This window comes from Devosia polycyclovorans (assembly GCF_042181575.1).
Lineage (GTDB): Bacteria > Pseudomonadota > Alphaproteobacteria > Rhizobiales > Devosiaceae > Devosia > Devosia polycyclovorans.
Window position 1 is genome coordinate 2,691,106 of sequence record NZ_CP170082.1, and the last position, 17,742, is coordinate 2,708,847.

At 60.5% G+C, this 17,742-nt stretch carries 13 protein-coding genes; 5 read left to right on the plus strand and 8 right to left on the minus strand.

What is annotated here, in order from left to right; genetic code table 11:
- Positions 1 to 105 precede the first annotated feature (105 nt).
- Positions 106 to 1,896, minus strand: a complete 1,791-nt coding sequence (gene recJ / locus ACE4RL_RS13565) for a single-stranded-DNA-specific exonuclease RecJ (RefSeq protein WP_375597650.1) — start codon at positions 1,894 to 1,896, stop codon at positions 106 to 108.
- A 92-nt stretch (positions 1,897 to 1,988) separates the two neighbouring features.
- On the opposite strand from recJ, the gene ACE4RL_RS13570 reads away from it, so the two are divergent.
- Positions 1,989 to 2,546, plus strand: a complete 558-nt coding sequence (locus ACE4RL_RS13570; protein WP_375597651.1) for a chloramphenicol phosphotransferase CPT family protein — start codon at positions 1,989 to 1,991, stop codon at positions 2,544 to 2,546.
- A 5-nt stretch (positions 2,547 to 2,551) separates the two neighbouring features.
- On the opposite strand, the gene glpX is transcribed toward ACE4RL_RS13570, so the two are convergent.
- The 3 genes from glpX to ACE4RL_RS13585 form a co-directional block, all read right to left on the minus strand.
- The gene (glpX, locus tag ACE4RL_RS13575) at positions 2,552 to 3,538 is read right to left on the minus strand and encodes a class II fructose-bisphosphatase (protein WP_375597652.1); all 987 of its coding nucleotides are present in this window, start codon (positions 3,536 to 3,538) and stop codon (positions 2,552 to 2,554) included.
- A 29-nt stretch (positions 3,539 to 3,567) separates the two neighbouring features.
- Positions 3,568 to 4,908, minus strand: a complete 1,341-nt coding sequence (locus tag ACE4RL_RS13580) for a homoserine dehydrogenase (protein ID WP_375600284.1) — start codon at positions 4,906 to 4,908, stop codon at positions 3,568 to 3,570.
- A 333-nt stretch (positions 4,909 to 5,241) separates the two neighbouring features.
- On the minus strand, positions 5,242 to 6,453 hold the full coding sequence (locus ACE4RL_RS13585; protein WP_375597653.1) for an LL-diaminopimelate aminotransferase: 1,212 nt from the start codon (positions 6,451 to 6,453) through the stop codon (positions 5,242 to 5,244).
- A 420-nt stretch (positions 6,454 to 6,873) separates the two neighbouring features.
- On the opposite strand from ACE4RL_RS13585, the gene ACE4RL_RS13590 reads away from it, so the two are divergent.
- Positions 6,874 to 8,163, plus strand: coding sequence for a glycosyltransferase (locus ACE4RL_RS13590; protein ID WP_375597654.1), 1,290 nt, complete (start codon positions 6,874 to 6,876; stop codon positions 8,161 to 8,163).
- Positions 8,160 to 10,223: an NAD-dependent epimerase/dehydratase family protein gene (locus tag ACE4RL_RS13595; protein WP_375597655.1), complete on the plus strand. Its 2,064-nt coding sequence runs from the start codon at positions 8,160 to 8,162 to the stop codon at positions 10,221 to 10,223. Before ACE4RL_RS13590 ends, ACE4RL_RS13595 begins: the two co-directional genes overlap by 4 nt.
- A 48-nt stretch (positions 10,224 to 10,271) precedes the next feature.
- Here ACE4RL_RS13595 and lon read toward each other — a convergent pair whose 3' ends face one another.
- Both lon and ACE4RL_RS13605 read right to left on the minus strand, forming a co-directional pair.
- Positions 10,272 to 12,698: an endopeptidase La gene (gene lon / locus ACE4RL_RS13600; protein WP_375597656.1), complete on the minus strand. Its 2,427-nt coding sequence runs from the start codon at positions 12,696 to 12,698 to the stop codon at positions 10,272 to 10,274.
- A 223-nt stretch (positions 12,699 to 12,921) separates the two neighbouring features.
- On the minus strand, positions 12,922 to 13,347 hold the full coding sequence (locus tag ACE4RL_RS13605; RefSeq protein WP_375600285.1) for an Lrp/AsnC family transcriptional regulator: 426 nt from the start codon (positions 13,345 to 13,347) through the stop codon (positions 12,922 to 12,924).
- A 128-nt stretch (positions 13,348 to 13,475) separates the two neighbouring features.
- On the opposite strand from ACE4RL_RS13605, the gene rocF reads away from it, so the two are divergent.
- Together rocF and ACE4RL_RS13615 are read left to right on the plus strand one after the other, a co-directional pair.
- Positions 13,476 to 14,447 (plus strand): arginase, encoded by a 972-nt coding sequence (rocF, locus tag ACE4RL_RS13610; protein WP_375597657.1) that lies wholly within the window; start codon positions 13,476 to 13,478, stop codon positions 14,445 to 14,447.
- 10 nt (positions 14,448 to 14,457) lie between these two features.
- Positions 14,458 to 15,492 carry an ornithine cyclodeaminase gene (locus ACE4RL_RS13615; RefSeq protein WP_375597658.1) on the plus strand — a complete coding sequence of 345 codons (1,035 nt, stop codon included), beginning with the start codon at positions 14,458 to 14,460 and terminating at the stop codon, positions 15,490 to 15,492.
- 125 nt (positions 15,493 to 15,617) lie between these two features.
- Here ACE4RL_RS13615 and clpX read toward each other — a convergent pair whose 3' ends face one another.
- Positions 15,618 to 16,895 carry an ATP-dependent Clp protease ATP-binding subunit ClpX gene (gene clpX / locus ACE4RL_RS13620; RefSeq protein WP_375597659.1) on the minus strand — a complete coding sequence of 426 codons (1,278 nt, stop codon included), beginning with the start codon at positions 16,893 to 16,895 and terminating at the stop codon, positions 15,618 to 15,620.
- A 174-nt stretch (positions 16,896 to 17,069) separates the two neighbouring features.
- Positions 17,070 to 17,699, minus strand: a complete 630-nt coding sequence (locus tag ACE4RL_RS13625) for an ATP-dependent Clp protease proteolytic subunit (RefSeq protein ID WP_375597660.1) — start codon at positions 17,697 to 17,699, stop codon at positions 17,070 to 17,072.
- Positions 17,700 to 17,742: the final 43 nt, after the last annotated feature.

The following is a 17,742-nucleotide window of genomic DNA, read 5'->3' on the forward strand; positions in this document are numbered from 1 at the left end:
TAGCTGCCGCAATTGGATATGCAAGCCGCCTGTCGTCGACTGGCAACCTCACGCCGACCACTCGAATGCACTACGAAGGCGATATGGGTTTGGATCGCCCGCTGATCACCGTGGCAATCGAGCTATGTCGATCAGGCGAAACTGCGGCTGTTCCCGGCCTTGGTAGTGGTCGATGGTCAGGCCGCCTGCAAAGTGCAGTGGTTGATCGCCACCGCGCATCAGGATGTCGCCCAGCGCCGTTCCGGCCGCCCTGAAGGCTATTGCCTTGAGTTTGGCACCATCGTCCGATGCCAACGAGAAGCTGACGTGTCCGCCTTTGCCAACGATCTGGGGAAAGCGGGCCCGGTGGGCGGGAAACGCAAATACTGGCGAGGGATTGCCCGCTCCATATGGTCCGGCGCGCTCGAGGTTATGCAGGAGATCTACACTAGCCCCCCGCGCGGTCAGCGCGGCATCGATCTTGATCGCCGACGCGGCACGGGCAGCGCCGACACTGGCTTCCAGCCTATCCGCAAGGAAAGCCCGGAACGGGCCGAGATCACCAGCGCGCAGGCTGACGCCGGCTGCCATGGCATGACCACCGCCCTTGGGAATGATCCCCGCCTCGACGGCCTCGATCACTGCACTGCCAAGATCCACTCCCGGCATGGACCGTCCGGAACCGGTGCCGCTTCCGTCCGGATTGAGGGCAATGGCGAAACTGGGCCGTTCGAAGCGCTCCCGCAATCGGGCGGCCACAAGGCCAACAACACCGGGGTGCCACTCGGACGAGGCCAGAACCAGGACAGGGGGTCCCTCACCACCGCCGATTTCGGACTCTGCTGTTGCCGTGGCCTGCTCCACGGCCTCAACTTCAATACGCTGACGTTCGCCATTGAGTTGGTCAAGCTGGGCCGCGATCACCATGGCCTGGTGTTCATCATCAAGGGCCAGGAGGCGCGTGCCGAGAGCCGCATCGCCAATTCGACCGCCGGCATTGATGCGCGGGCCGATGAGAAACCCCAGATGATAGGGATTGAGCGGACCTGAGGCGCGCGCCGCAAGCGCAAGAGCCGCAAGGCCAGGCTTTTCGCCGCGCCGCGCTACCTCCAGACCGCGCAGGACAAAGGCGCGGTTGAGCCCCACTAGGGGAACAACGTCGCAGATTGTCGCCAGGGCCACCAGATCGAGCAACATCAGCAAATCGGGCAGGCCGGTGTCGCCGCGGTTGCGCAGTATGCGATTGACGGCCACCAGCACCATGAATGTGACACCCGCGGCGCAGAGGTAACCAAGGCCCGAAATATCGTCAGGCCGGTTCGGGTTGACCAGCGCCGTGGCCGGCGGGAGCTCATGATCGGACAAGTGGTGGTCAATGACCAGCACATCAGCGCCCCGACCGACGGCATGGGCGATAGGCTCGTCGCTGGTGGTGCCGCAGTCAAGGGTAATGATCAGAGTTGCTCCGGCATCGATGAGCTTGTCCATGGCCGCAACATTTGGCCCATAGCCTTCAAAGATGCGGTCAGGGATATGGACTTGGGGCTCCAGGCCAAAATGCCTGAGATATCGGGCCATAAGGGCACAAGAGCAGGCCCCATCTACGTCATAGTCCCCAAACAGGGCGACGGCCTCATTGTCGGTGATGGCCCTGGCGAGCCTCTCGGCAAGCGCATCCATACCTGCCAATGTGGATGGGTCGGGCATGAGTTGGCGTATGGTCGGCTCGAGATAGGTCTCGGCCTCATCGAGCCCGACGCCGCGCGCGGCGATTATCCGGGACAATATGTCTGAAATTGCCAAACGCTGGCTGATCGCCGTCGCGTTGCGTGCGGCTACGCCGTCGAGGCGGTCCACCCACGCCCGCCCGGTGACCGATTGGGTGATATCAAGAAAGGGTCGCGGGGCTACGGGCATCGTTGGGGGCTGCGGACTCTCGTGTTGCAGGATTACTGGTTGCGACCCCAGCGCAGTCGTGATTGAGCTTGGTACCATCGGAGCCGGGCAGCATGTCGTCAAATGGTAGCATCATCTTTCTGCACGGCGCGTCCAGCAGCGGCAAGTCCACAATTGCCCGCTCGCTGCAATCCAGCATTGACCTTCCGTTCTGGCACATTTCAATCGATCACTTGCGCGACTCCGGCGTCCTGCCGTCCGAAAGGATCAAATCTGGTGACTTCGACTGGAAAGCCATGCGCCAAGATTTCTTCGACGGTTTCCATCGCTCGCTGGCTGCCTATGCAGGGGCGGGCAACAATCTGATTGTGGAACATATTTTGGAAACTCCGAACGCCCAGGGGGAATTGGCAATGCTCCTTGAGCCGTTCGATGTCCTCTTTGTCGCGGTTCATTGTCCGCTCGCTGAATTGGCTCGACGTGAAGCGACGCGGGGCGACCGGCGCGAGGGTAGTGCCGCCCAAGACTTTGCGACCATTCATATTGACAGGCGCTACGACCTTGCACTGCAGTCTCTGGATGGGACGGCGCAGAATGTTGCGCGCATCCTGGATGTTTGGCGCAAAAAGCGGCCCCGGTCACAGTTCTTCAACGTCACGTCCGGGCGCTGAGATGGCTAGCGCGCGTGCCGCGCCTTGATCCACCGCGTGGTCTGGCTCCAACTGCGCATGACCACGGTGGAGGTTTCAACCCAACCGCGCCGCAACCTGACGCCGTCCGCCAATGAACCGTCGGTGACCCCTGTGGCCGAGAACAAGACGTCGCCCGAAGCCAGTTCGGTGACATCGTAGATGCGGTTGGGGTCTTCGATCCCCATCTCCCGGGCGTGCAAGCGCTTGTCGGGGGTATCGAGAATGAGCTTGCCCTGCATGTGGCCGCCGATACAGCGCAACGCCGCCGCCGCCAGCACGCCCTCGGGAGCGCCGCCGGAGCCGAGGTAAATATCAACGCCGGTGTCGGCAGAGTTCACTGCGTGGATAACGCCGGCAATATCACCGTCGCTGAGCAGTTTGACTGAAACGCCCGCCGTACGGAGTTCTTCAAGCAGACCGCCATGGCGCGGGCGATCAAGCACAATGGCGGTGATTTCGGAGATTGGCACGCCCTTGGCCTTGGCCAGCGCTTTCACATTCTCGGTCGCCGACCATTCGATATGTACCGTCTCGGGCGCATACCCGGCCCCAATGGCTATCTTGTGCATATAGACGTTGCGGGCCACGTTGAGCAGACCGCCGCGTTCGGCCATTGCGAGCACCACGAGCGAATCGGGCTGATTCTTTGCGCAAAGCGTCACGCCCTCGAGCGGGTCGACGGCAATATCGACCTCGGGCCCCACGCCCTGACCGACTGACTGGCCCACATAGAGATCGTCACATTCGAATTGCTCGCCCTCACCGATGACAATGCGACCGGAAATCGCAACCTCGTCCAGTTCGGCCTTCATGCCGGCAACGGCGGCCTCGTCAGCCGCCTTTTCATTGCCCTTGCCCCGCCATTCCGCAGCTGCCACGGCGGCGCGCTCGGTCACGCGCACCATCTCAAGTGTCAGCGTGCGGTGCAGATTTGCCGGGTCTCGATCATTGTCGACCTTGTTGAGCTTCATATTCCCCCCTGAAGCTCAACCGATTGGTGTCAGAGCTTCTCAATACGTATCAATTGCGGCTCGCCGACTATGAACCCATCCTCGGCGATCTGTGCAAGCGCTTCGCGTACCGATGTTTCCAAAGTCTGTTGAGTGATCATCACCACAGTGCGAGCAGGCGATCCATCCGGCGCGATGGCTTTGGCACTCAAATCGGACCGCTGGATGACAGAATCGATCGAGATCGATTTTTCTGCCATGCGCGTGGCGATAGCGGCCAGGGCGCCGGGCACATCCTTGGCGCTGAGGCGGATGTAAAAGCCCCCTTCGTGCGCGCGATGCGGCGCCTCACGATAGGGCAACAGCTCGTCACTGGGCACACCAAGTGGTGGCACGCGCGTACCGCGTGCGATGTCCAGAATGTCAGAAAGCACGGAAGAGGCGGTGGGTGGGCCACCTGCGCCCGGACCGGCCAGCAGCAACTCGTGCACATGGTCGGTTTCGAGGGCGACGGCGTTCATAACCCCATCGACACCGGCAATCGCGCTGCCCTTGGGGACGAACGTTGGATGCACACGTTGCTCGATGCCGATCTCGGTCCGCTCGGCAATCCCCAGCAGCTTAATTTTGTAACCAAGCTCTGCCGCGACCTGGATGTCGTGTTGCGTGATGTTGGAAATGCCTTCCACGCGCATCTTGTCGGGCGCGATCTCGTAGCCAAAACAAAGCGTGGCCAGAATTGACAACTTGTGCGCTGTATCAAAACCCTCGACGTCAAAGGTCGGATCGGCTTCGGCATAGCCCAAGGCCTGCGCATCCTTGAGGCAATTGGCAAAGGAGATTCCTTCATTGCCCATTCGCGTCAGGATGTAGTTGCAGGTGCCGTTCATGATGCCGAAGACCTTGGCGATCCGGGCAGTCCCCAGGCCCTCGCGCAATGTCTTGATGACAGGAATGCCGCCGGCCACCGCGGCTTCGAACCCAAGCTGAGCGCCCGACTCTTCGGCAAGGCGCGCCAGAGTAACGCCATGCTTGGCGAGTAGTGCCTTGTTCGCTGTGACTACGGGACGGCCAATTTCCAGCGCGGCCTTGACCGACGCAAAGGCGGGACCGTCTTCGCCGCCGATCAGTTCGACAAACAGATCGATGCCGTCCCACTTGGCCAGGGCGACCGGATCGTCGAACCACTCAAGGCCGGAAATATCGATGCCACGATCGCGGGAACGCGAGCGCGCGGCGACGGCGACCACTTCGAGTTGCCGGCCCAGTTTACGCGTCAGCTCGGCTCCGTCCTTCTGCAGAATGCGCACAAGAGTTGCGCCAACATTGCCCAAGCCGGCCACGCCAACGCGCAGTGGCGCCTGACGGTCCGTATCACCCAGTTCGGTCATTGCCTTGAGAATGCGCGTGCGCGTTTCGCTGCGCGGTTCGCGACCATCGCGCAGGTCGAACACAAACAGCGGATCGCCGGCGACAATGCGACCGAAACGCGTGGGCGTCCAACCTCTTGCGGAGATGAAAGATTCGACGGCTTGGCGGAATGACTGGATATCGCTCATGGTGGCGACATGTGCATAGGAAAGTGCCTAGCCGTCAATAGGAGTTGTACAGCCAATGCTGGGCGAACAGGCGTCCGGATCGCATCATTCTGCCCTGGCGACCGCTGCGGCATTCCGTGCCGAAGCGGAAGGAACCTCGAGCTAGCGCGGCCGGCTCCGACTTACTCAGGCCTTGAGTGACACCACATTGCCCTGCCCCGTCTTGGAGCCAAGCAGTTTCTTGACGTTGCGGGCGGCCTGGCGGATGCGCTGCTCATTCTCGACAAAGGCGAGGCGGATGTACTGATCACCATATTCGCCGAACCCGACGCCCGGAGCCACGGCGACACCGGTTTCCTGAACCAGCAGCTTGGCGAATTCGAGCGAACCAAGATGGGCGAACTGATCCGGGATTGGTGCCCATGCAAACATGGTGGCGCGGGGCACCGGAATGGTCCATCCGGACCTGCCGAAGCTTTCCACCATGACGTCCCGGCGGTGCTTATAGATCTTGCGGACTTCGTCGACCACAGAATCCGAGCCGTTGAGAGCCGCTACCGCGGCTACCTGAATGGGCGTGAAGGCACCATAGTCCAGATAGGACTTCACCCGTGCCAGGGCAGCGATCAGACGCTCATTGCCCACGGCAAAACCAACACGCCAGCCTGGCATCGAATAGGTTTTGGACATCGAGGTGAACTCGACGGCAATGTCTATTGCGCCGGGAACCTGCAGGACAGACGGCGGCGGGGAGTCATCAAAATAGATCTCAGAGTAGGCCAGGTCCGAGAGGATGAAGATGTCGTTGGCTTTACAGTACTTGACGACCTCTGTGTAGAAGTCGAGGTCGGCCGTATAGGCGGTCGGATTTGCCGGGTAGTTCAGCACCAGGGCAATGGGCTTGGGGATCGAATGGCGGACGGCGCGATCAAGGGATCGCATGAAGTCTTCATTGGGATCAGCCGGCATGGAGCGCACGACACCACCCGACATGATGAATCCGAAGGAATGTATGGGATAGGTCGGGTTCGGCACCAGCACCACGTCGCCTGGGGCGGTGATAGCCTGAGCCATATTCGCAAAGCCTTCCTTGGAGCCAAGTGTGGCCACGACCTGCGTATCGGGGTTGAGCTTCACACCGAAGCGACGGCCATAATAGCTGGCCTGGGCTTTCCGTAGGCCGGGAATACCCTTCGAGGTCGAGTAGCGATGCGTGCGAGGGTCGAGCACCGTTTCCTTGAGCTTGTTCACGATGTGCTCTGGCGTGGGCAGATCGGGATTACCCATACCCAGGTCGATGATGTCCACGCCCTCGGCGCGCGCCCTGGCCTTGATCGGATTGATGTGCTCGAACACATAAGGGGGAAGGCGGCGGATGCGATGGAAGACTTCGCTCATTTGATCCTCAGATGGCCGTTGGGCCTGAAACTGGCCGCGAAGCGCCCGAGCGCCACGCCTCTATCATGTTGAGGCTGATTATCGCGGAATTGTGGTTTTATACGGGTTAAGCGGCCCAATCAGGCCGGAGACAAATCTATTCGGCTCTTCCCGGCCCATTGCGGCCCCGTGGGAAGAGCTATCGGGCGCTTGCGGCTGCCGCGCAAAGGGCCGCCACCGGATTGCCGGCGAGCGAAGCTCCAAACCATGCAACAGTGAACGGGGACGCCATGTCTCTTGCCCTTCAGAAATATCTTCTGATACCACCCCAACGTGGTTGACGTCTTAATATGGTCTGAAACCAGCCTTGTAAATGCCGAAGGGCCTTTACATGTAATCAGCATGTCGGCCAAGGCGTGGCCGGGCTGTTCGGATGGGTGCATGAGAAAACGCGTCGCAATCGCAACAATCGGCACTTCGGGAGACGTTCGGCCGTACCTGGCGCTGGCCAAGGCACTTCAGGACGATGGGCACGACGTGGTGCTCGGCACCAATGCGGACTTCGAGGAGTTGGTGACTTCGCATGGAGTGGAGTTCCATAGCCTCGGCACCAAGATCCAAGACTGGCTGCAGGAATCCCGATTTGACAATGCCATCAGCCAGATGAAGCTGCATCACTTTCCCGCCCTGTTGCGGGAGGGGCAGGCTCTGGTGGAACGGGCGGCGCGAAATGCCTGGGCGATGTCACAGGGCGCGGATGCGATTGTGATCAACATCAATACCAGTTTCGGCATCGATATCGCCGAAGCGCTGGACATTCCGGTCATCATGACGGCCATGCAGCCGCTCAACCCGACGCGGGAATTTCCCATTTGTGCTTATGAGGTGCCCGATCTGGGGCCAACCTTCAATAAGCTCAGCTATATCGCGATGAACCTGCAGCAGGCCTATTACGACATGCCGCGCGACCGGGTCCGCAAGCAGTTGATGGGACTTGGTCCGCGCAAGCGCGGCGGGCTGTTCAAGGACAGCAACGGCAACAATATCCCGACGCTCTACAACTTCTCGGCAATCGTTTCACCGCGCCCGCGGGACTGGCCCCAAACTGCTGTGGTGACGGGTTTCTGGTTCCTGGACGACAATAGCGGCTGGACCCCGTCTCCGGAGTTGCAGACCTTCCTGGATGCGGGCGAGCCGCCTGTTTACATTGGTTTCGGCTCAATGCCTTTTGGCGCCGAGCGTAATACGCAGCTTCTGCGCTCTGCCCTTGAGCAGTGGGGCGGACGCGCCATCGTGGCGCGAGGATGGGGGGGCATCAACCCCGCTGATCTTCCGAACACTGTGTTTGCCGTGGCAGAGGCACCGCACGACAAGCTTTTCCAGCTTGTTTCGGCGGTCGTGCATCACGGCGGGGCGGGTACAACTGCGGCCGGACTGCGTGCCGGCAAACCCACGTTCACTGTTCCGCAGGCATATGACCAACGCTATTGGGGTCGCCGTGTCAGAGCACTAGGGTGTGGTCCTGCTCCGGTTCGCCTGAGAGCCATTACGCCGGAAATCCTGGCGAGGGCGCTCCACGAGCTGACCAACAACAAGGCCATGGCAGCCAACGCGGCGACCATCGGCAAGGCCCTCTCGGAAGAAAAGGGTCTCGAGACCGCAGTGCGCTTCATAGAGACGACCATAGAAGCCGCCGAAGCCGGCGCGCGGCGCTATCCGGTAACCGGGTGAACCGGCGCGAGCACATCGACACCTCATCCATGCCAGGGCCTAAGCCCACGGCCTCGCAACCGATGCGGATCTGCCTCATCGGCGCGGGAGGGGGCATTGGTCAGCACCTGGTCGCCAAGTTCTCGCGCCAGCACGAGGTTGCTGCGGTCTATCGACGCCCACCCGCAGGATGGCCAAAAGGCATTACGCCCGTTCGATTCACCGACGAGAAAGCATTGGCAAATGCCGTAGGCGCGGCGGAGGTGATCGTGCATGCGGCCCTCAATAGCCGGGCGCGTGGCCGTCAGTTCATTCCGGCCAATCAGGCCACCACGGAGAAATTGCTGTCCCTGCTCTCTCCTGAGCGGTGCAAGCTCTTCGTCTATTTCAGTTCGCAGGTCGTGTACGCCGCTCTCGACGCGCGCCAGTGTGCCATACAATCCGAAGACGCGGCCCTTTCGGAGGCCAGCCGCCTCGACGCCTACACGAGATTGAAACTGGCTGAGGAAGCCCGAGTGATCGAGGCCTGTCGGGCCAAAGGGGTCAACTATCTCATTGTGAGACCCACTATGGTGATGGGTCCAGGCATGGCGTGGTCCAGTGGGATTGTGGATGCCATGCGTCTGGTACCGATCGGACTAGCGGGGCGAACCATAAACCTCATTCACGTCGCCGACCTGGCGGATCAGCTTTATGCGTTGATTGAGCGCGGCGTGGTCAATGAAGTGGTCAATCTCGGTGATCTGGATGTTCGGTCTGAAGACTACTTTCGGTATGCCGCCAGTCTGGCCGGCAAATCTCTGGTGACCATGCCAGCATGGCTTTCGCGCATGACGACGCGTTTCATTCCTTCAACCTTGTGGTTTCTGGCACATGACGTCCAGGTCACTTCTGACAAGGTGAGGCAGCTCAGCGGCGTCAGAACCGGGCGATCACTGGCAGACTTTTTTGAACCACCAGCCCGAATTGTCGACGCACGCAGCCTGGACATCATTCGAGATACTGTGCGGAGTGGCAAACCCTATCACGCCATAGGGCGCGGTTATTTTCTCTGGTTCAACGACCGCAGGCAAACCGATCAGCTTGTGATGGAGCACTATGCCGGCATTGTCGGTCTCGTGGACAACGCGCTCACGGTCAAGGCAGGAACGACTTTGCGTGCCATACTTGACTATCTGGTGCCGCGAGGACTGACCTTTGCCACACTCCCCGAGTTCGTCGATATTTCGGCCGGGGCCTGCTTCTTTGCTGAAGTGCATGGCAGCAGCACTGAACATATCTCCATCTATGACCTCATTTCCTCAATCCGCTACGTGGATGAGAGCGGCGAAGAGAAACTGTCAGAGCGAGACGATGCCGTATGGGACGGGTTGCGGGGCGATGGCGGAATAGTGGTCACCGAGGTGACGTTTCGCTGCCGTCCGAGCCGGCTGCTGGCCAACGCCATTGAATGGCAGAAGGAGAGCCGGCTGGAGGACTACGTCGCCGGCGAGTATCGGAACAACTTCAGCACGACCGTGCACTGGTATCCACGCAGTCACGAGTTGATGGTCTACAACGTCAATCCAGTGGATGGTCCCGAGCCCGGAGACCGGCGCCCCTTTCCTCCGATGCGTGGCTCCCCACACTGGATCCAGAAACTGCTGTTGAACCTGCGGATGCGGGGGCGACAGCGTATCGTGGGGCCGTCGGAACGTGTACTTGCACCCTGGACTGGCGTACCCGCCAAACAGCTACTGGGCAAATTCTTTCGGGACACGCGGCGTCGGGTGAGGAATATGGAAGTGTGTGTGCCCGACACGCATGCGACAGACTTCATCGCCAAATTGCGGCGCCACCTGCCGGAAATGCAACTGATGCCCGGCCAGGGGATCGGCGTACGGTTTACGCGCGACCCGGTAACTGACCGCGGTTTCGTCTGGGTAGAGATGACGTCTCGCGACGCCACACAAATGCACGCCATGGTAGACATGGCACGGGCTGCTTGCGGCGAGGACTTCTGGGTGCATCGAGGCAAGTATGTGCCAGCCGGAATCGGCGTGGAGCACCTGTTCATTCCGCGCAAAGTGACCGCAGCATAGAAAATGGCGGCCCGAGAGCCGCCATCCTCAATGCATGTGTGCTGGACGTCAGTGCGTCACATTGGCACCCGCATCGTCCGCCGGATCAACCTTGGCCGGCACGGCCGGTTCAGCGTCGAAATCCCATTCGATCGGTTCGGGCTTGCGGACCAAAGCGCGCTCGATGACCTGGTCCATGCGCGAGACAGGGACGATCTCCATGCCTTCCTTGACGATATCCGGAATCTCCTGGAGATCGCGGACGTTCTCCTCGGGGATGAGCACCGTCTTGATGCCGCCGCGCAGAGCAGCCAGGAGCTTTTCCTTAAGCCCCCCGATGGGCAGCACCCTGCCCCGCAGCGTGATCTCGCCGGTCATGGCGACATCGTTGCGGACCGGAATGCCGGTCATCACCGAAACGATAGCGGTTGCCAGCCCAATACCAGCCGAGGGACCATCCTTGGGGGTGGCGCCTTCGGGCAGGTGGACGTGGATATCACGCGTATCGAACATGGGGGGCTTAATGCCGAAGTCGATACAGCGGGACTTCACGTAGGCTTGGGCGGCAGTCAGCGATTCCTTCATCACTTCCTTGATGTTGCCGGTGACCGACATGCGGCCCTTGCCCGGCGTCATCACCCCTTCGATGGTGAGCATTTCGCCGCCAACCGAGGTCCAGGCAAGACCGGTGACCAGCCCGACCTGGGCCTCGGCTTCGATTTCACCATGCTTGAAGATCATGGGGCCAAGGTATTCGGCCAGCTTCTCCTCGGTGATCTCGATCGACTTGACCTTGGTACGGACAATATCGGTGACGGCCTTGCGCATGAGCTTGGAGATTTCGCGCTTGAGATTGCGTACGCCGGCCTCGCGGGTATAGCCGCGAATAGTCTTCATCAGCATCTCGTCGGAAAGCACGAACTCGCCGTGGGCCAAGCCGTTCTCCTTGGCGGTTTCCGGGATGAGGTGCTGCTTGGCAATGGCGTGCTTCTCTTCCTCGGTGTAGCCGGAGAGGCGGATGATCTCCATGCGGTCCATCAGCGGGCCGGGGATGTTGAGCGTATTCGAGGTGGTGACGAACATCACGTCCGAAAGGTCGAAATCGACCTCCAGATAGTGATCGGCGAAGGTGTTGTTCTGCTCCGGATCGAGCACCTCGAGCAGGGCTGATGACGGATCGCCGCGGAAGTCCTGACCCATCTTGTCGATCTCGTCGAGCAGGAAGAGCGGGTTGTTCTTGCCCACCTTCTTGAGCGACTGGATGATCTTGCCGGGCATGGAGCCGATATAGGTGCGGCGGTGGCCACGGATCTCGGCCTCGTCACGGACGCCGCCCAAAGCCATGCGCACAAACTCACGGCCCGTCGCCTTGGCGATCGACTTGCCCAGCGAGGTCTTGCCGACACCCGGAGGACCGACGAGGCAGAGGATCGGGCCCTTGAGCGTGCCGGTACGCGCCTGCACCGCCAGATATTCAAGGATGCGTTCCTTGACCTTCTCAAGGCCATAGTGGTCGGCGTCCAGAACCTTCTCGGCGAGAGCAAGGTCGCGCTTGACCTTTGACTTCTTGCCCCAGGGCAAGCCCAGAAGCGTATCAAGATAGTTACGGACGACTGTAGCCTCGGCCGACATCGGGCTCATGCCCTTGAGCTTCTTGATCTCGCCTTCGGCCTTGGCACGGGCTTCCTTGGAGAGCTTGGTTTTGGCGACGCGTTCTTCGAGTTCAGTGACCTCGTTGGCCCCGTCCTCGCCATCGCCCAGCTCACGCTGGATCGCCTTCATCTGCTCGTTGAGGTAGTATTCCCGCTGAGTTTTTTCCATCTGCCGCTTGACGCGGGAGCGGATGCGCTTTTCCACCTGCAGAACGCCGATCTCGCCTTCCATGAGGCCGATGACCTTTTGAAGCCGCTCGATGATCGAGACGGTTTCGAGCAGCTCTTCCTTTTCGGGAATCTTGATGACGAGGTGGCTGGCGATTGTATCGGCCAGCTTGCTGGCGTTCTCGATCTGCCCAACGGCAGCGACGACCTCGGCCGAGATCTTCTTGTTGAGCTTGACATAGTTTTCGAACTCAGACTGGGCCGAGCGGGCGAGCGCCTCGACTTCGGTCGCATCTTCCTCGGGTTCGGGGAGCACCGATGCTTCGGCCTCAAAATATTCCTCGGTCTGGAGGTAGTTGTCGATGGTGGCGCGATTGAGCCCTTCCACAAGAACCTTGACCGTCCCGTCCGGCAACTTGAGCAGTTGCAGGACCGTCGCGATCGTGCCCGTGGGATAGATCTGGTCTGGCGCAGGATCATCATCCTGCGCATTTTTCTGCGTCACGACCAGGATGTGCTTGTCGTCGCGCATCACTTCTTCAAGCGCCTTGACCGACTTCTCGCGGCCCACAAAAAGCGGCACGATCATTCCGGGGAAGACGACGATGTCGCGCAGAGGTAGGACCGGGTAAACCCGATCCCGGCTTGTTTCGCCGGTGGAGGTAACTTCCGACATCACATTTCCTTTCCGGGGCGCGCCGGAGGGAGGAATTGATAGCGCGCCCGTATTGCGACTGCCCAATCCCGAAAGGCTGGGCGATTCAGGTTAATAAATAGGGTGGACTGCCCTGCCCGCAAGTCAAGCTTTGCGGTTTTGTGAACGTTAGGCCCGCTACGCACAGGAGATATGTGACAAAGCCGGAAACACGGCTGTGCCTTACCCCCGAAATGAGTGTGGCTCATACGCCGCCCTTGCGTGCCTTGAGCAGAATGGAGGTATCGGTTGCGCCGATGCCATCGATCTGGCGGATGGTGCGAAGCAGGTCGTCAAAAGCGGCAACGTCAGCAGCCTCAAGCTCGGCGACATAGTCCCAGCGGCCGTTGGTCGTGTGGAGTTGGCGCAACTCGGGGATTCCCATCAAACGCTTGAGAACCGCGTCTTCTCGCTTGGTCTCAACCTCAATCATGGTGATAGCACGGACGCCATGGCTCTGGGCGGCCGCGGTGACCACTGTGAAACCGGCGATGGCGCCATTTTCGACAAGGCGGTCCAACCTTGCCTTGGCAGTGGCGCGTGAAACACCGAGATGAGCCGCTAGAGTCGCAATGGGCAGGCGGGCGTTGCTGCGCAAGAGCGCGATCAAGCGATGGTCGAGATCGTCCAGTATCATAATGTCCAGCTTTACTTATCACTATGATCAACTTGCTGGACAGATTTAGCATAATTCCGTCTATTCGTCACCACGCCAGGCGCGCAGACTGGGGCCTCAATCTGTTTGGAGACCTCAGAGGCATGAACCAGAACACGCTCAGAATTGATCTGATCGGTATCCCAACCGATGCCGGCGCATCATGCAGAGGCTGTGGCATGGGGCCGGAGGCCTTGAGGATCGCCGGAATCGGGGAGGCCGTCGCCGCGCTTGGCCACATCGTGACAGATATGGGCGATCTGCCGCGACCGCTACGGGGCAATACGGCAATGCCGTGGCGTCTCTCTGAAGCACGCGAAGCCGAAGTTCTGGCCATGGCCAAGGCTGGCAGCGAGGCGGCCTATGCCAGCCTGACTGCGGGTCATCTGCCGGTCTTCCTTGGCGGCGATCATTCCGTTGCCATGGGCACCCTCAGCGGCGTGGCCCGCCATGGTGCAACTCACGGCAAGCCAGTGCATGTGCTCTGGATCGACGCACACGGTGATTTCAACACCCCCGCGACCTCCGAGACCGGTAACATTCACGGCATGCCGTTGGCCCATGCCTGCGGGGAGCCCGACTTCGGGAGCCAGTATGACGGTGGCTGGCGCGGACATATCGACCCACACAATGTGACGATCTTTGCCGCGCGGGACATTGACCGGCCAGAGCGGGACCTGCTGGAGCGGCGTGGGGTCAACGTCATAGACATGAGGCAGATCGACGAAAGCGGCACCGTGGCGCTCATGCGTGAGGTGCTGGGCGGGGTCGAAGCGGCTGGCGGGCATTTGCATGTCAGCCTCGATGTGGATGCGATCGACCCGGCTATCGCGCCGGGCGCTGGTACGCCTGTCGCGGGCGGCCTGACCTTTCGAGAGGCACATCTGGCCATGGAAATGATCCATGACAGCGGGCTGCTCGGATCGCTCGATGTGGTCGAGCTCAACCCGATGCTGGACCAGGCGGGGATGAGTGCACGGCTGCTGGTGGACCTGGTGGCGAGCCTGTTCGGCCGGCAGATCATGCCGCGGCGGGTCCTGAGGGAGCCCCTGGCTTCCCAGATGAACAATGGATAGGAGGGAAGAAATGACCCAGTACATCGGCGTCAAAGAACTTGGCCAACTGGTCGGCACGATGGGGCCCCGCCGCTTCCTGAGGCGGCTGGTGGATTACCTAGCTGAAGACTTTTCTCGGTGGGAGACGTTCGACAAGGTGCCGCGCGTGGCCAGTCATTCGCCCATCGGGGTGATCGAACTGATGCCGACCAGCGACGGATCGCTTTACAGCTTCAAATATGTGAATGGGCATCCGGGCAATCCGAAACAGGGCAAGCTGACGGTCACCGCCTTCGGCGTGCTGTCGGACGTCGCCACAGGCTATCCGCTACTGATCAGCGAGATGACGCTGCTGACGGCGCTGCGGACGGCAGCCACATCGGCATATGCGGCCAAATTGCTGGCTCGGTCGGAGAGTCGCGTCATGGCGCTGATCGGCGCGGGCGCACAGTCGGAATTCCAGACCCTGGCTTTCCAGGAATTGCTTGGCATTCGCGAGATCGTGGTGTTCGACCCCGATCCGGCGGCGGTGGAGAAATATATGGGCAACGCAGCCGCATTTGGCGTGGCTATGCGGGCCGCTTCATCGGCGGCCGAAGCGGTCTCCGACGCGGATATCGTTACGGTCTGCACGGCAGTGAAGGGGCGGCAGGCGATCATTTCACGAGACATGCTCAAGCCGGGCGTTCACATCAATGCCATTGGCGGGGACTGCCCTGGCAAGACCGAGCTCAATCGCGATGTGCTGGACAGTGCAGAGGTGTTTGTGGAGTTCGCGCCGCAGACCCGGATCGAAGGCGAAATTCAGCAGATGGGCGCCGAGTTTGGAGTGACCGAGCTTTGGGAGGTCGAGACCGGGCGCAAGGCCGGGCGAACCAATGCTGGTGCTGTCACGGTCTTCGACTCGGTCGGTTTCGCAATCGAAGACTTTTCGGCGCTGCGGCTGGTGCATGACTTGATGGAAGGCCGCGGCAAGCGGCTCGACCTCGTGCCTGATCTCGACGATCCCAAAAATCTCTATGGAGCCCTTTTGGGCGGCGTGGAGATGGGAATGCGGGTGGCCTGACGCGCCACGACCTCGTGGTTCGAGGCACTTCGTGCGCCTCTCCATGAGGTCTTCGGGGATCGCAGGTATTCAAACAAAAACGCCGGGCTTGAGGCCCGGCGCTTTTGTATTCAATGGACGTCGGATCAGGCCGTTGCCGGCGCCTCGTCCTTTTTGCGCTCGGAATAGATGTAGAGCGGACGCACATCTTTGCCCTTGACCACATCTTCGCTGATGACGACTTCCTCGACGCCTTCGAGCGAGGGGAGGTCATACATGGTGTCGAGCAGGATGCCTTCCATGATCGAGCGGAGGCCGCGGGCACCGGTCTTGCGCTCGATGGCCTTCTCGGCGATGGCCTTGAGGGCATCCTCGTGGAAGGTGAGTTCGATCTCTTCCATCTGGAACAGGCGCTGATACTGACGAACCAGGGCGTTCTTGGGCGCGGTGAGAATTTCGATGAGCGCAGGCACATCGAGATCTTCCAGCGTTGCCAGGACCGGCAGGCGACCGATGAATTCGGGGATGAGGCCGAACTTGACCAAATCCTCGGGCTCCACCTCGGCCAACATTTCACCAACGCGACGATCGTTCGGATCCTTGACGGTGGCGGCAAAGCCGATGCCCGAACCCTCGCCACGCGCCGAAATGATCTTCTCGAGGCCCGCAAAGGCGCCGCCGCAGATGAACAGGATATTGGTCGTATCCACCTGCAGGAATTCCTGCTGCGGGTGCTTGCGACCGCCCTGCGGAGGCACGGAGGCAACGGTGCCTTCCATGATCTTGAGCAGGGCCTGCTGCACACCCTCGCCCGAAACGTCACGGGTGATCGAGGGGTTGTCCGACTTGCGGGAAATCTTGTCGACCTCGTCGATATAGACGATGCCGCGCTGGGCCTTCTCGACATTGTAGTCGGCAGACTGCAGCAGCTTGAGAATGATGTTTTCCACGTCCTCGCCGACATACCCGGCTTCGGTCAGCGTGGTGGCGTCAGCCATGGTAAAGGGCACATCCAGAATTCGAGCCATGGTCTGCGCCAGAAGCGTCTTGCCCGAGCCGGTGGGGCCGATCAGCATGATGTTGGACTTTGACAGTTCAACATCCTGATTTTTCTGGGCATGGTGCAGGCGCTTATAGTGGTTGTGGACAGCCACGGAGAGCACGCGCTTGGCACGGAACTGGCCGATGACGTAATCGTCCAGCACCTTGCAAATCTCTGCAGGGGTGGGCACGCCCTCGGAGGACTTGACCATGGAGGTCTTGTTCTCTTCGCGGATGATGTCCATGCACAGTTCGACGCATTCATCGCAGATGAAGACTGTCGGACCGGCGATCAGCTTGCGTACTTCGTGCTGCGACTTGCCGCAGAACGAGCAGTAAAGCGTGTTCTTGGAGGTTTCGCCGTTCGTCGTCTCTTTGGACATCCAGTCACTCCCGGGGGCTGAGCGCCCCCAAATTCAAGCGTTAACAGACAGGCTAACGCTCAAGGCATAAAGAAAGTCTAAGCCGAAACAACCTTAAAGGCCGTTCCGGCTCGGTGCAATTGCGCTTGGATCACAGTCCACGGCGCATCAGCATTGTGCTTAACGCGGACCAAGTCAGGCGGATGCCTCAGGCGCCGCGCGCTTTTCCATCACGTTGTCGATCAGACCAAAGGCCTTGGCTTCTTCCGGCGAGAGGAAGCGATCACGCTCCAGAGCGTTCTCGATCTCTTCGTAGGACCGGCCGGTGTGCTTTTCATAGATCTGATTAAGGCGACGCTTCAAACCCTCGACTTCCCTGGCATGAATGAGGATGTCGGTGACCTGACCCTGGAAGCCGCCGGACGGCTGGTGGACCATGACGCGGGAATTGGGCAGGCTGGAGCGCATGCCGGCTTCACCAGCTGCAAGCAGCAGCGAGCCCATGGATGCGGCCTGGCCCATGACCATGGTCGCAACGGACGGACGAATGAACTGCATGGTGTCGTAAATGGAAAGGCCAGCCGTCACCACGCCACCGGGCGAGTTGATGTACATGGCGATTTCCTTCTTCGGGTTCTCTGATTCGAGAAACAGAAGCTGGGCGACGATGAGCGAGGCCATGTTGTCCTCGACCACGCCGGTCACAAAGATGATGCGCTCGCGCAGGAGGCGCGAGTAGATGTCGAAGGCGCGTTCGCCACGGTTCGACTGCTCGACCACCATGGGAACGAGCGTGTTCATGTAAAGATCGTGCGGATCCCGCATATATTTTGCCCCTTGGCCTTGCCCCGGGTCGCGGACCGGACGA

Excerpts from the sequence above, each read along its gene's own strand:
- clpX (WP_375597659.1), bottom strand. The coding sequence starts at position 16,895 with ATGTCCAAAGAGACGACGAACGGCGAAACCTCCAAGAACACGCTTTAC.
- glpX (WP_375597652.1), bottom strand. The coding sequence starts at position 3,538 with ATGAAGCTCAACAAGGTCGACAATGATCGAGACCCGGCAAATCTGCAC.
- ACE4RL_RS13585 (WP_375597653.1), bottom strand. The coding sequence starts at position 6,453 with ATGAGCGAAGTCTTCCATCGCATCCGCCGCCTTCCCCCTTATGTGTTC.
- rocF (WP_375597657.1), top strand. The coding sequence starts at position 13,476 with ATGAACCAGAACACGCTCAGAATTGATCTGATCGGTATCCCAACCGAT.
- ACE4RL_RS13580 (WP_375600284.1), bottom strand. The coding sequence starts at position 4,908 with ATGACCGAACTGGGTGATACGGACCGTCAGGCGCCACTGCGCGTTGGC.
- ACE4RL_RS13570 (WP_375597651.1), top strand. The coding sequence starts at position 1,989 with ATGTCGTCAAATGGTAGCATCATCTTTCTGCACGGCGCGTCCAGCAGC.
- ACE4RL_RS13625 (WP_375597660.1), bottom strand. The coding sequence starts at position 17,699 with ATGCGGGATCCGCACGATCTTTACATGAACACGCTCGTTCCCATGGTG.
- lon (WP_375597656.1), bottom strand. The coding sequence starts at position 12,698 with ATGTCGGAAGTTACCTCCACCGGCGAAACAAGCCGGGATCGGGTTTAC.
- ACE4RL_RS13590 (WP_375597654.1), top strand. The coding sequence starts at position 6,874 with ATGAGAAAACGCGTCGCAATCGCAACAATCGGCACTTCGGGAGACGTT.
- recJ (WP_375597650.1), bottom strand. The coding sequence starts at position 1,896 with ATGCCCGTAGCCCCGCGACCCTTTCTTGATATCACCCAATCGGTCACC.
- ACE4RL_RS13615 (WP_375597658.1), top strand. The coding sequence starts at position 14,458 with ATGACCCAGTACATCGGCGTCAAAGAACTTGGCCAACTGGTCGGCACG.